The 12,341-nt window shown below is 43.0% G+C and carries 14 protein-coding genes; 4 read left to right on the top strand and 10 right to left on the bottom strand.

Annotated features, from left to right (window positions below):
- Positions 1-133 precede the first annotated feature (133 nt).
- From JGK20_RS21620 to JGK20_RS21610, 3 genes are read left to right on the top strand one after another with little or no spacing between them, the layout of a single operon-like run.
- Positions 134-565, top strand: a complete 432-nt coding sequence (locus JGK20_RS21620; RefSeq protein WP_293232095.1) for a HEPN domain-containing protein — start codon at positions 134-136, stop codon at positions 563-565.
- A gap of 3 nt (positions 566-568) precedes the next feature.
- Complete coding sequence (locus tag JGK20_RS21615; RefSeq protein WP_293232093.1) at positions 569-1,963, top strand: AAA family ATPase; 1,395 nt, start codon at positions 569-571, stop codon at positions 1,961-1,963.
- A gap of 15 nt (positions 1,964-1,978) precedes the next feature.
- Positions 1,979-3,478, top strand: a complete 1,500-nt coding sequence (locus JGK20_RS21610) for a hypothetical protein (protein ID WP_293232091.1) — start codon at positions 1,979-1,981, stop codon at positions 3,476-3,478.
- A gap of 210 nt (positions 3,479-3,688) precedes the next feature.
- On the opposite strand, the gene JGK20_RS21605 is transcribed toward JGK20_RS21610, so the two are convergent.
- The 10 genes from JGK20_RS21605 to nuoB form a co-directional block, all read right to left on the bottom strand.
- Positions 3,689-3,925: a hypothetical protein gene (locus JGK20_RS21605; protein ID WP_293232089.1), complete on the bottom strand. Its 237-nt coding sequence runs from the start codon at positions 3,923-3,925 to the stop codon at positions 3,689-3,691.
- Positions 3,926-4,055: 130 nt separating this feature from the next.
- The gene (locus tag JGK20_RS21600; RefSeq protein ID WP_293232087.1) at positions 4,056-4,538 is read right to left on the bottom strand and encodes a hypothetical protein; all 483 of its coding nucleotides are present in this window, start codon (positions 4,536-4,538) and stop codon (positions 4,056-4,058) included.
- A 174-nt stretch (positions 4,539-4,712) separates the two neighbouring features.
- The gene (locus tag JGK20_RS21595; RefSeq protein ID WP_293232085.1) at positions 4,713-5,609 is read right to left on the bottom strand and encodes an AraC family transcriptional regulator; all 897 of its coding nucleotides are present in this window, start codon (positions 5,607-5,609) and stop codon (positions 4,713-4,715) included.
- A 112-nt stretch (positions 5,610-5,721) separates the two neighbouring features.
- Complete coding sequence (locus JGK20_RS21590) at positions 5,722-6,138, bottom strand: VOC family protein (RefSeq protein WP_293190220.1); 417 nt, start codon at positions 6,136-6,138, stop codon at positions 5,722-5,724.
- 149 nt (positions 6,139-6,287) lie between these two features.
- Positions 6,288-6,581 carry an antibiotic biosynthesis monooxygenase gene (locus JGK20_RS21585; protein ID WP_293190218.1) on the bottom strand — a complete coding sequence of 98 codons (294 nt, stop codon included), beginning with the start codon at positions 6,579-6,581 and terminating at the stop codon, positions 6,288-6,290.
- A gap of 4 nt (positions 6,582-6,585) precedes the next feature.
- A complete protein-coding gene (locus JGK20_RS21580; RefSeq protein WP_293232083.1) occupies positions 6,586-7,125 on the bottom strand; it encodes a GrpB family protein in 540 nt (179 codons plus the stop codon).
- Positions 7,126-7,157: 32 nt separating this feature from the next.
- On the bottom strand, positions 7,158-7,808 hold the full coding sequence (locus JGK20_RS21575) for an MAE_28990/MAE_18760 family HEPN-like nuclease (protein WP_293206409.1): 651 nt from the start codon (positions 7,806-7,808) through the stop codon (positions 7,158-7,160).
- A complete protein-coding gene (locus JGK20_RS21570; RefSeq protein WP_293206412.1) occupies positions 7,805-8,914 on the bottom strand; it encodes a DUF262 domain-containing protein in 1,110 nt (369 codons plus the stop codon). The genes JGK20_RS21575 and JGK20_RS21570 overlap by 4 nt, the downstream gene beginning before the upstream one ends.
- A 212-nt stretch (positions 8,915-9,126) precedes the next feature.
- Complete coding sequence (locus JGK20_RS21565) at positions 9,127-9,675, bottom strand: GNAT family N-acetyltransferase (protein WP_293190210.1); 549 nt, start codon at positions 9,673-9,675, stop codon at positions 9,127-9,129.
- A 175-nt stretch (positions 9,676-9,850) separates the two neighbouring features.
- Positions 9,851-10,552: an NADH-quinone oxidoreductase subunit NuoB gene (gene nuoB, locus JGK20_RS21560; RefSeq protein ID WP_293186872.1), complete on the bottom strand. Its 702-nt coding sequence runs from the start codon at positions 10,550-10,552 to the stop codon at positions 9,851-9,853.
- A 363-nt stretch (positions 10,553-10,915) separates the two neighbouring features.
- Between nuoB and cax the strand changes: the two genes are divergently transcribed.
- Entirely contained in the window at positions 10,916-12,037 is a 1,122-nt protein-coding gene (gene cax, locus JGK20_RS21555) for a calcium/proton exchanger (protein WP_293186864.1), read from the top strand.
- The last annotated feature ends 304 nt before the right edge of the window (positions 12,038-12,341 follow it).

Here is a 12,341-nt window from a genome sequence, read left to right as displayed (position 1 = left end):
ACGACTCTAAACGGACACAGAGAGAAGGTAAGACCACTTGTGGCACATCTCCGTGAAGTGTCAAGAATCCCCGCGCGTTCACGCCGGGGAGTATGTCAAACTGCAACTGTCTGAAGTATTGGTTACATAGACAATGCAAGAATCCTTTTCCAACTCAGCAGGCAGGCATTTACAGGATGCCCAAATTCTCTTGCAAACCCAACGCTGGGACAACGCTGTTTACCTTGCTGCCTATGTCGTGGAATGTTCATTTAAACTACTTGTGGAGCTATACTTTAAAGATGATAAAGGTGCCGTAAAAAAGTATGGACACGACCTCCAGGAACTTGATGGAAGAGCAATGGAACGCTTGCGGGTTCTTTATCCCATTTTGGATCGGCAACTTCCTGCTTCAAGAATAGCTGGCACTGTTCTAGCCCAAGATCACCCAGAGAGGAGATACGCTAAGTCTCAGCTTTGGACTGAGGAAGAAGCAAAGTTAGCGGTTCAACGTGCCGAAGAAATTTACCGAGAAATCATCCCCAAATTAGTGCTAAATGGATCAATTTCCAGCAAGGATATTTAACACATGACGATCGCTTTTGGTGAAACATTTGAGCGAGTAAAGGAATGTTTTAGTGAACCCAGCATTGTATCTGAACTTGTGCCTCAGCTTCAGTCTGTCACCATTATTCGTGATGTTAATGGAAAAATTAGACTTTTTCTTAATTTATCGGAAGGTCAAAAACCACAAGAAGTTAATACTACTGACCTCGCGCAGCTTCTTTCTCAAAAACTTGGCCCTTATTACGGCACTGATATCTGGTTGCCCGCCGGAGAAAATGATGCTTACAAAGCCTTAATTGATACTATCGAGCAAGAAAGAGTTTTGGCCTCGTGGGATGATGAATTAGTTCTGCCTCGCTGGTATATTCTTGAGCGTCACATTGCTAAACAGGCCTGGACAGATAAGAAGGTAGGTGAACCACCTTGGAAAGAGGAATTAGTCTATGAAAAGCGTAAGCCTGCGATCGTATCTTTTTTCTCCTTCAAAGGAGGTGTCGGACGAACCAGTACCCTCGTTGCTACTGCATTAACTTTAGCCCGTAACGGTCATCGAGTTGCCATTGTTGACCTCGATTTAGAAGCACCCGGTCTTGCTACAATTTTTTCACCAGACAACTCCAATAATCCTGGTGTAATTGATTATTTATTAGAAAAGAAGATTCAAGGAAACGATTGGAAACTTAGCACTCACATCAAAAATCTTACTGAACCAACTTTGCTAGGAGATAATGGTGAAAGCCTGAAATTACTTCCGGCGGGTACAGTAGATCGAGATTACTTAGAAAAATTAGCACGATTGGATTTTCAGAACCTCGTCGATGGTGAACTGCGAAGTACAATGGGAGATATGTTAAAAGAATTACAAAGTGCAGCAAAACCTTTAGATTTTATTCTGATGGATGCGCGGGCTGGTTTTCACGATATTGGTGGCTTGGCGATTGCCAATCTTTCCCATGCAGCAGTCATCTTTGGAACTCAATCACGCCAAAGTTGGGCGGGACTAACTCATGTAATACGCCATTTAGCAAGCCCTGGAGTCGATCGGCGTTTACCATTAATTCTCGTACATTCGATGGCTCCAGCATTAGGAATACCGGGCAGGGAGCAAGAGTTAGCAGGATTTCGAGAACAAGCCTATACGATTTTTCAAGATAACTATTATTCTGAAGATGAAACTGTTCCTAATTCAACTAATATAGGGGAGCCATTTACCCCTTTTGTTATACCATATCAGGAAAATCTACGAGGAGATATAGCCCTATTTATCCGTAATTTAATGCCTGAAGAATCAAGTCGGCTGCCTGAAGAATCAAGTCGGCTGTCAGACCTTGTAAGGACAATGACTAATTCTCCTTATCAGGATATTGCCAGAAAATTATGCGAAATTTTTAATTTTAATCTCGAAAAAAGTAGATAAACAAGCATCAAAAAAATGAGTGAGTTTAACCAACAAAAACTACTAGAAATAATCGGTGAAATTGCTCCTGGAATGGGTACGGCTGAGCACGAAAGTGATAATGAGGAGAAGTTCTTAAAAAATTTCTTACCGATTCCAAATTATCGCTATGCTTTAGAACCCGATATCTTGTTAATACTAGGAGGACGGGGGGTAGGAAAAACAGAATTATTCCGTTTACTAGCCATCCCTTCTGGACGGGAAGCCTTGGTTGAAAGTTTGAGAATTAGAGGATTACCTCCTTTGAGCCAAACGACGTGGATAGCTGGCTTTGGGCGGACTCGCACAGCAGAAAAGCGATTTCCCATACCAGAAATTGTTGAGCGTCAAATGCAAGAAGCTACAAATATTGAATGGCGTAGCTTCTGGATCGGTTTAATGTTAGGTGTCATCCTAGAGCAAGAAGAATTTAAGCTAAAAGATTTTCTTCTTGAAGCAATAGAGCCGGAAATTATTAATGTCCTCAAAGAGAAATTATCTCTATTGTCAGACTGGCTGCCCCTAGTCAACAAAAATATTGAAAAGTTAAATTATGTCTTAGATAAATTAGACGAAAAACTTCTTGAGACTGATGATTGGTTATTTGTCACTTATGATGAATTAGATCGATTAGTTACTTCCTACATTGCCTTAGCAAATCCCATTCGTCAACTTTTAGCTTTGTGGCTAGATAGATGGCGACGTTGGGAGAGAATACGCCCCAAAATATTTTTGCGTACCGATCTATTTCGAGAGGAATTTTTGAGCTTTCCCGATGCTTCCAAACTGCGAGGTCATCAGGTTGAATTGGAATGGAAACCTTCATGGCTTTATCAACTTTTTGTCAAACGACTTGCGAACTCTGGCCCTGAAATGACAGAATATTTACAAAAAATCCCAGAGTTGATTATTGAAAACAGAACTAGCTTGGGATGGACTGCAACATCAAACGAGAAATTGTTTGAAGAACTTATCGAAAAGATGATTGGTAAGTATATGGGGGCTAATCCTAAAAAAGGAATTACCTATCGTTGGATTCCTAATCACCTTCAGGATGCTGGCGGTAGAATTGCGCCACGTTCTTTTCTGAAGTTATTTGCATTATCAGCAAAAGATAGAAGGGAATCGAACTCTATTGTGGAAGACACTAAAGAACTTTTGCAACCTTCTGACTTGCAGGCAGCTTTAACACGTACCTCAGAAGATCGAATCAGGGAATTGCAAGATGAGTATCCCTGGTTAGAATCTCTCAAAACGAGTTTAGTTGGTCTAGAAGCTCCCATACCAAGGGAGAAGTTTTTAGATGCAGTGAAATCAACCAAATGGAGTGAACAACGGGAAAAACAACCACCCACCACTAACCCTGAAGAAATTTTGCAATATTTACTTCTACTTGGGGTTGTAGAAACTCGTTATGATGGACGTATTAATATACCTGAAATCTATTTGTATGGCTTTCAAGTTAAACGGAGAGGAGGGGTTAAACGTGCAAAGTAATATTAACGATATTTGGTAAGCTATCTCTTACCTTACTTTTGAGCCTCAGTCTTTAACCGCTGAAATTATTACCAAAAGGACATCGCATTTAAAAGAAGTTAAATTGCCTGAATATCTAAGGAAATCACCAAACAAGCTTGCATTAGTGCCAATCATCCAATACAAAAACCTCCGGTCGATTGTAACCGGGATCGTTGGGCCTGTGCATGACTAAACCTGTACTTTCAGTGCGAAAATGGCGATCGAGCATTCTGCTACTAGCTGCCCATCAACCTCGGCTGCAAAAGCCACTGTCGGATCGATTTGCGATCGCGTTTGAATATAGTTCGCATCACCACAAAAATCAGTCGGTTGAGGCAATCCAATAAAAGTACCAAAGGCAAGTCGAAAGATATGTTCAGCCGTCGATAACTCATTTTCTTGAAGCAGTCGAATAAAGATATTCATTGGGGGAGATACCCGTTAAAAATATAAAAATTACTAACAATTAATATCTCCGAATTATTTAATAATTCGGAGATACTTGCCACACGAGTCGCGTAATTAATTTTAGTTGTATGCTTGCGCCTCTCGTAATTTACGCGATCGCCTCAGCGGGTGCAGCTACAAAGTTTTTCAGCACATCCGGCTGTTGAGTGAATGCCAAATATTTGGCAGTCATTTCTGGTGTCAGGAACTCTAACATCAAATGGTTTTCCACCCAGAACTCAATCACATCAAAGAAAGATTCGCGATCGCAGCGCACGACTCGCCAACCTTCGCGCACTCCAATCTGTTCAATTTCGGTTTGACTGGTAGGGACGGACACGGCGGCATGAGTAGCTGTAAATTGAGACGCCTGAGGATTGTGCATGAAACCGCACCCATCCTGCCCGGAACCTGGACTGATTTCCACTCCCAAAGGCAAGACTTCAATGGCTGTACCGTGTTCATCCATCGCGACGACCATGTAGCTGTTTGGATGAACTTGAAAGGGCACTGCTTGACCTTTGAGGATTTCTGCCAGGACTCGGGCAACGTGCTGGGGGTTTTGAGCGGAAACGGAAATATGATGGATCATAGAACCTCTCTTGAGATCTGTACTTGGGGACTAAATCGGATTGTAATGACGCTGCCCTGAGAGCAACTTTGGGGATACAATAAATTGTGTAGAGTTGTCAGGTGCACATCCTGATGGACTACTACCAACATAGGAAGGCTTGCCCGTCTCAATCTTTTAGATTCTTGCGATTTTTTATAGATTCTTGCGGTGTTCGAGAATCATTTTTGGCGTGACACCCAACAATCGCTTGATGTGAACGTTCAAATGCGCTTGATTGGCAAATCCAACTTGTTGGGCAATTTCCGCGATCGACTCTTTTCCAGCTAGCAGCAAAATTTTTGCTCGTTCCACCCGACATCGAATCACAAATTGATGGGGCGTAAATCCAGTGGATTGCTTAAACAAGCGCGTAAAGTAGTGCGGACTCAGATGGGCGATCGCCGCCAAGTCTGCCAATCCTAACTCGCCACCGAGATTTGCTTCAATATACTCAATAACTTGACGCAGTATAGACCGAGGCAATCCATCGGTGTAGCTTTTAAATTCTAGTTTCCGTTTACCGTACTTTTGCAGTAGATGTACCGACAGCATTGCCGCTGCGGTTTCTGCATACAAGCGACTGCCAGCAGGATCTTGTTCGAGAACAGATTTAAGCGACAAACCAAGTTGATACACCAAAGGATCTGGCGTAGAAAAATGGGGCAATAGTTCGGTCTGAGTGAAATAGGCTGCATTGTCGATCGCACTGGAAACCAAAGAAGTATCTAGCCCAATGACAATCATCTCTCCTTCAGTGAACCAGCGAACGCTATGACCAATATTTGCAGGAACAACTACAATATCTCCAACATTGGTTGACTCGCTGTTAGAAATACCATCGATCGTGCGTTCTGAGACATTGGAACTTGTAAAGATACCAACGCCATCTAGCGGAATCGAAACTTCGGGGAGTTCGTAGGCAGATTGTTGCATGGCAATCACTGAGATTCCCTCCCACTGCGTTGCAAAACTGGTCAAGTGCGGTGGACGGGGAAACAGACTCACATACTCGCGGGGCGATCGAGCAATTGACGGTTGATGCTGCTGCATGGCACATTTACCGTTCAGGACTATTCCAATTATATGCGACTGCTGTCCCGGCGCCTTTCGTCCGCCCTCACCGTGCCGTGCAAGTGCCGTTCAGCCCCTGCACAGCCTATTTTCAGCCAACTTTCTCCACCGTAAATCTAATTTCTTGCCCGTAGGATAGTTCCAGAGTATGACCGTCCGGGTCTCGCAAAAAGGCCCAATAGCCGATCGGATATCCAGAATCTTTTGGTTCATCAACCAGCACACCTTCTTGACGTGCACTATCGCAGAGAGAATCCATATATTCCCTACTCTTGCAACCAACCCCAAGGTGTGCCAGCGGAGACAAAACTGGATGTACAGAGTTTGTCTGAATCAGCACAATTACAAAAGGACGAGTGCCATCAGAAAGCCATACAACAGCAACACCTGCTGCTGCATCAATCCGGCGGTGAACGACCTGCATCCCAGCATACTTCGAGTAGAATTCAATACTTTTCTCAACATCGGAAACTGGGAGTGCGATGTGAGTGAAACCGATATCAATCATTTGTGATGTTCCTCCATGCTTTAGACTTAAAACTTTATAAATACTCCGGGACGCAGGAGAGGTTAGAAACCGGGTTTTTTTACAAAAACTTTTCGCTGTAGCCCTCAGATTAGGTGAAAAACCAGGTTTCTTTAGTTTTAATACGTAAGTCATGACAAAATGACTTCATAATGTTCGACTGTTGGAAATGGGTCGTAAAAATGATGCAATAAGGAACGCCACATTTGATAATCTGGCGATTCTCGAAATCCAACGGTATGGTCTTCCAAACTTTGCCACCGCACCAGCAAAATATAACGATTTGTGTTTTCTATGCAGCGTTGCAGCTCGTGCGAGATATACCCCGGCATAGAAGATATAATAGCTGAAGCTGTTTTGAAAGCAATTTCAAAGTCAGCAGCCATATTAGGTTTAATGTCAAGAATTGCAACTTCTAATATCATAGATTTAATCAGATGCTCTCCACTTGGCAGCCTTCATATCCATTGCTTTAATAAATCCAGCTTTTCCGTCCATGTACGCCTGAATATTATCATAGTATTTATTTGCGAGTTCTTGTTTGAGCTCGCTGTATTGCTGTGCATCTTCAGGATGGGAAATCATATAATCTCGAAACCTTAAGTGGCGCTCTATCTGTGGTGAGTTCACTTCAAACGTGTGAATGTGGTGCGTTCTAATCCCTGCTTCATTCCCCTTGCGAAAAAAACGACGACCCGATATCCCAAACTCACCCATTGCTTGATAACCTAATGCCTCAAGTGCTGAGTTTTGTGTATCCACTTTGATAATATCTTTGACCACAACTAGCATATCGATAATTGGCTTTGCATGAATTTGTGAAATTGCTGTGCTACCAATATGATGTATAGCGATCGCATTTTCGGTAAGTGCAAGTGCAATCTGTTTTGACTCAGCCTCAAAAACATCTCGCCAACTTGGATCGTGCGGGACGACTTCTACTTTGATAAAATCTAGTTTTCTTGACATGATTGATAATTATTTGCTCCTGTTGTTATTATCTAAGGTGAAGTAGACCGAAATTTTTCCTGAATAGCAGCATTTTCTATCTGGTTCCGAAATATATCGAGCATTCCGATAACTTCTCTGTGTAGCTCTAGATATTCATCCCTATCAAACACCGAATAATTTCCGTGTGCAATTTCGTTCCTTGTCTTCAAAAGCTTGGTGTCAATTAATACCGACTTAGTAGAGTAGATTGAAAAGTCTATTCCCAGAATATAAGTTATTTCCTTTAAAATTTCAGAAGATAGATTCGATGCAGTAGATATTACATCTTTAGGTAGGAGACATCTCTGATTCAATTCAGAAAGGAAAAAGTCACAAACAGGTATATACAATGATGGTTTATTTGTCTCTTTTGCCTCCTTAAGTTTTTCTTTCATAGCCAAAGCTAAAAAATTACTAGAAAGCTCCTGGTAGCTAAGCTTTTTTGAGATTATATATTCTAGATAAGAGTTTGCTGCTAACTTAACAAAACCTTCCCAATGGGAATACAGAATACATACTCCACCTCGAATTAATGCTTTATGTCTTTGGTCAGAAACATTTTTCGCTTCTATCAAAGATTTCATTTCTGAAAGTTCTTTCTTTCGCCAAGCAAGATCGGTAGCCAATTTATCACTTAATTGTTCCGCTGTTCGGATGCTCATAAAGGTGAAAATACCTTTCTACCAAGCGGAATCAGATAAGGTAAGCGTCTTGCTGCATTCATTCCAGCTCCCGACCATTGTTTATAAATTTGATTTGACCAAAGAGTTTTTATACGATTAGATATTTGGTCTATTTCAATTGGATTTTGATAGTTGTATCCAATTCCTAGTGCTACCACCTCATATAAAGATAATAGAAAGCCTCCGAGGAATTTATCCTGATCCGATTTATATCGCTTGAAGCTATCATCTCCCATAGCTCGATCGAGAATATTGAATGTTACATCGAACGCTTTCTCTATATGGCTGAAATCCAAATCTTTTTTAACAGCCATTTCACGCATTCTAGCAGTTAGGAACTCACTCACGTCACCACCCAACTTTTTAAGACTTTCATCATCTTGGTCGAAGAGAAGAATAAAACGCAATACTAATTCCATATCATACTGTTCTTCATAGAGTCGATCGCTCAAAGCAATGCAGCTTTTAAATGACTCGCGATCTGCCAGTGAACGCATCAAATCATACAAATTTTTATTCAACATTAAAAGAATGCAATTTCTTACTTCTTGTGGCGTGGCAATTGATCCTCCTGTATTTAGCCGCTGAAATAATTCATATTTAATCATTTCATCGCTTTCTTTTTCAACAATATTGACGGATATTTTGGCTCGCTTAATCAATAAACGTTGTACCTGACTAAAAGAGTTCTCTTTGTCGTCTGGGTCGTCCCATTTTTTGCCTTTCAAGGAAGGTAAGTATGTAGTTTCTTGTAAAGCGAAAAAAGATGTTTCTTGCTCTGGATTTTCAGGCTTCAAAAGACCGACAAATTCATAGATGGTTGAGAGTCTCTGCAAACCATCGATCACATCCCAAATCCCATCATCTCTTTGACTAACAAAAATCGGAGGAATCGGGATGCCTAAAAGAATTGATTCTATAAAAGTTGATTTTTGATAATCAGACCACCGAAAAAACCTTTGAAAATCTGGGTGAATATCGATTTCCTTATTTTCATAAAGACTGATCCACTCGCCAATAGACATTGAGTAGCTATCTGTCCGAATTTCTTGCCTTGTTTTGTCAATCTCTTCTTGTAGAGGCATGGCTGAAGCATTCCTAAGTATTATTATGTATAGCTATCCTTGCAGGGCAATACTTAGACATTATATCACTAGGCGAACATTTGAAGAAAGGAGGCCCAGAAATAGTCAACTTTGTTGTCAAGACCATGCGAAATCAGACCTGCTGAAGTTTCCAGGTATTTTCTCTTGTAAATTAGTGGCACAACCTTCACACTGATTCGATCGTTACTGAGTTACCGGCTGCACAGAAAGGTCTTAAACATACGGACAACGGGGAGAAACTGATTGTTTGGGAGCGGAATTTCAAATTGCTCGATCGCCCGATAGCCAAATTTTGTGTAAAATGGCTCTCCCGCCAGCGTTGCGATCGTCTCCACATCCTTAAATCCAGCACGCTCAGCAGCCAGTTCACAGGATTGGATAATCTGACTGCCAATTCCTTGACGCGCCCGTGCTGGATCGACAAAGAATGCCCGAATCTTGGCTGAGTCGCTGTCTGGGTTGAGCAGGCTGTCTTCTTGATTATTTTTGCCTGAATCACCTCCATAAAGCGTTTTTCGCTGGCTCCAACCACCGCAACCGACAATTTGGTTATTGTGTTCAGCAACAAAGTATGTTCGATCTTGAATCAGTTGGCTGTCAACCCCAAAGACTGTGCCGATTGCGCCTTCAATCTGCTCAGAAGTGTAGTAGTCTGCTTGCAAAGCTCTAGCAGAATCTGGAATTAAAGTTGTCAGCTTAGGAATATCTTCTAAGCTAGCTAATCGAATATAAAAATCCATTTCATATGGTGTCTGGTTAATTAACAGTCATCTGTAACGGTTCGTAGTGAAGACTTTAGTCCGCAGAAATATCAGAGGACTAAAGTCCTCACTACAAACCTTGTTTATTGTGGTCTTGGTTGCGGAGATGATATTATTCGGTGAGACTCGTGGAAGATATGAATTTCAATCATACTTAAGCTTCGATCGCCCGAATCGATTCCAACTCCCGTACAACAGGCAATCCCGATGCGACAAGTTCAGGCGGCACCTGATGGGTTTCCAGGTATTTTCCGTCGTGAATTAGCTGCACAACGTTCATCCGGTGAGGGCGGGTGTAATAGCGGTGGGTTGGTTCCGTCTTTTGCCTTTCTTGCAAGCTGTCGTTGGCAATTTTCTTGCGGAGTTTGACGATCGCATCCATAATCGCTTCCGGCCGCGGCGGACATCCAGGTAAATAAACATCCACCGGAATTAGCTTGTCCACACCGCGCACAACAGTCGGAGAATCTGCACTAAACATTCCGCCCGTAATCGTGCAAGCGCCCATTGCAATCACGTATTTGGGTTCGGGCATTTGTTCGTAAAGCCGCACCAACACAGGAGCGTATTTCATCGTAATTGTGCCGGCGGTAATCATCAAATCTGCCTGTCGGGGAGACATCCGGGGAAATACACCTAATCGATCCAAATCGAAGCGGGAAGCGAGCATGGCGCTAAACTCAATGAAGCAGCAAGCAGTGCCAAACATCAGTGGATACAGGCTGGACATTTTTGCCCAGTTGTAAAGGTCATCGACGGTTGTGAAAATTACGTTTTCCGATAGCTGTTGCGTAACTTCGGGATAAGCAGCCGGATTGGCGATCGACAAATCTTCTGAAGCAATATCTCGTGTCATGTCAGGTGAATTCATGTTGACAAAACTCCTGGAACGATATAGCTGTTGGTTGTTCGTTGACACTCTAATTCTGGCATCGAATTTTAGCTCCCGCCACGAACTGTCAGATATCTTGATACTCGCGCACTCTCTCATCTTCGGAACAGGCAATTTATCTGTGTAGCAGCTTAGTTCTCGGCTGAGTCATTTTCAAATTATCGATCGACCTTTTCAATTTTATTAAGTATCTTCGCCAACTTCTGACCAAAAAACGTGAGTGCGATCGCCAATAGCCTTAAACCAGCATCCAATTCCTTTCCCCCTCCCCTTGGCTAAACTTGCTGGCAGGCTATGATTGACGGTTGGGAGCTTTTCAGAATTTAAATGCTAAACACAACCAACATAATTTCCAGCCTGCTGCTATTTATCCCAGTTTCGATCGCCGGACACTTTCTCGGCTGGGAATCCTCCACAATCTTCATCACCTCCGCCCTAGCCATCATCCCTTTAGCAGCCTGGATGGGTACGGCCACCGAAGAAATCGCCGTTGTCCTCGGCGCCAACTTGGGGGGTTTGCTGAATGCTACCTTCGGAAATGCCACGGAATTGATTATCGGCATCGTCGCCCTCAACGCCGGACTAATAGATGTTGTTAAGGCCAGCATCACCGGTTCAATTATCAGCAACTTACTGCTGGTGATGGGATTTGCAATGCTGCTAGGCGGCTTGCGCTACAAAGAACAAGAATTTCAGCCCACAGTCGCGCGGTTGAATGCTTCCGCGATGAACTTAGCTGTGATTGCCATTTTGGTGCCGACGGCTGTTAATGTCACTTCTATCGGCATCGCCCCGGAAACTATGCAAAATCTCTCTAGCGCTGTTGCGATAGTCCTGATTATTGTCTACGTGCTGACTCTGCTGTTTTCGATGAAAACCCACAGTTATCTTTACGATGTAGGGGTGGCAGAAGTCGAAGGTCTCGAAGAATTAGCCGAAAGTAACTTAGCACCAGACAGTCCCGACCACAAGGTGAATCTACCGTTGTGGATTTCGGTACTGTTGGCCTGTACCGTCATGGTGGCGATCGAGTCAGAACTCCTGGTTAGTAGTCTAGAAGAAGCGACGGCGCGTTTGGGGCTGACATCACTGTTTACCGGGGTGATTTTAGTGCCGATTATTGGCAATGCTGCCGAACACACGACGGCGGTGACGGTGGCGATGAAAAATAAAATGGATTTGTCGGTTTCTGTGGCTATGGGCTCGAGTTTGCAAATTGCTTTGTTTGTTGCCCCGCTGTTGGTTTTGGTGGGTTTTATCGTGGGCCAACCGATGGACTTGAACTTCAATCCGTTTGAACTTGTAGCAGTTACGGTGTCGGTGCTGATTGCGAATTCTATCAGTTCTGATGGCAAGTCTAACTGGCTCGAAGGTACTTTGCTGTTGGCTGCTTATGCGGTTTTGGCGCTGGCGTTTTTCTTCCATCCCGTAATCGAAGGACTCGTTTAAAAGGGTAAAGAAGTCAAGCGTGAAGTCGGAAGTTCGGCAACGAGAAATGTGCGGGATTTAACTCATGTAACGGATAGAATTCCCGATTACCCATCAGTTATGCCGTCATCGGGAAGAGGGAAGTCCTAGGGAAGAAAGCAGAAGGAAGTTCGGCCTTACTCGCAATGTGCGGGATTTAACGGATGTAACGGATAGAATTCCCGATTACCCATCAGTTATGCCGTCATCGGGAAGAGGGAAGTCCTAGGGAAGAAAGGAGAAGGAAGTTCGGCCTTATTCGCAATGTGCGGGATTTAACGGATGT

It is taken from the genome of Microcoleus sp. PH2017_05_CCC_O_A, assembly GCF_020738785.1.
Lineage (GTDB): Bacteria > Cyanobacteriota > Cyanobacteriia > Cyanobacteriales > Microcoleaceae > Microcoleus.
Note: the sequence above shows the minus strand (reverse complement) of the source record. Positions and strands in the feature narration are given on the sequence as shown.

Excerpts from the sequence above, each read along its gene's own strand:
- JGK20_RS21580 (WP_293232083.1), bottom strand. The coding sequence starts at position 7,125 with ATGTCAAGAAAACTAGATTTTATCAAAGTAGAAGTCGTCCCGCACGAT.
- JGK20_RS21600 (WP_293232087.1), bottom strand. The coding sequence starts at position 4,538 with ATGATCCATCATATTTCCGTTTCCGCTCAAAACCCCCAGCACGTTGCC.
- JGK20_RS21565 (WP_293190210.1), bottom strand. The coding sequence starts at position 9,675 with ATGGATTTTTATATTCGATTAGCTAGCTTAGAAGATATTCCTAAGCTG.
- JGK20_RS21615 (WP_293232093.1), top strand. The coding sequence starts at position 569 with ATGACGATCGCTTTTGGTGAAACATTTGAGCGAGTAAAGGAATGTTTT.
- cax (WP_293186864.1), top strand. The coding sequence starts at position 10,916 with ATGCTAAACACAACCAACATAATTTCCAGCCTGCTGCTATTTATCCCA.
- JGK20_RS21595 (WP_293232085.1), bottom strand. The coding sequence starts at position 5,609 with ATGCAGCAGCATCAACCGTCAATTGCTCGATCGCCCCGCGAGTATGTG.
- nuoB (WP_293186872.1), bottom strand. The coding sequence starts at position 10,552 with ATGACACGAGATATTGCTTCAGAAGATTTGTCGATCGCCAATCCGGCT.
- JGK20_RS21570 (WP_293206412.1), bottom strand. The coding sequence starts at position 8,914 with ATGCCTCTACAAGAAGAGATTGACAAAACAAGGCAAGAAATTCGGACA.
- JGK20_RS21585 (WP_293190218.1), bottom strand. The coding sequence starts at position 6,581 with ATGATATTAGAAGTTGCAATTCTTGACATTAAACCTAATATGGCTGCT.
- JGK20_RS21610 (WP_293232091.1), top strand. The coding sequence starts at position 1,979 with ATGAGTGAGTTTAACCAACAAAAACTACTAGAAATAATCGGTGAAATT.
- JGK20_RS21620 (WP_293232095.1), top strand. The coding sequence starts at position 134 with ATGCAAGAATCCTTTTCCAACTCAGCAGGCAGGCATTTACAGGATGCC.
- JGK20_RS21575 (WP_293206409.1), bottom strand. The coding sequence starts at position 7,808 with ATGAGCATCCGAACAGCGGAACAATTAAGTGATAAATTGGCTACCGAT.
- JGK20_RS21590 (WP_293190220.1), bottom strand. The coding sequence starts at position 6,138 with ATGATTGATATCGGTTTCACTCACATCGCACTCCCAGTTTCCGATGTT.
- JGK20_RS21605 (WP_293232089.1), bottom strand. The coding sequence starts at position 3,925 with ATGAATATCTTTATTCGACTGCTTCAAGAAAATGAGTTATCGACGGCT.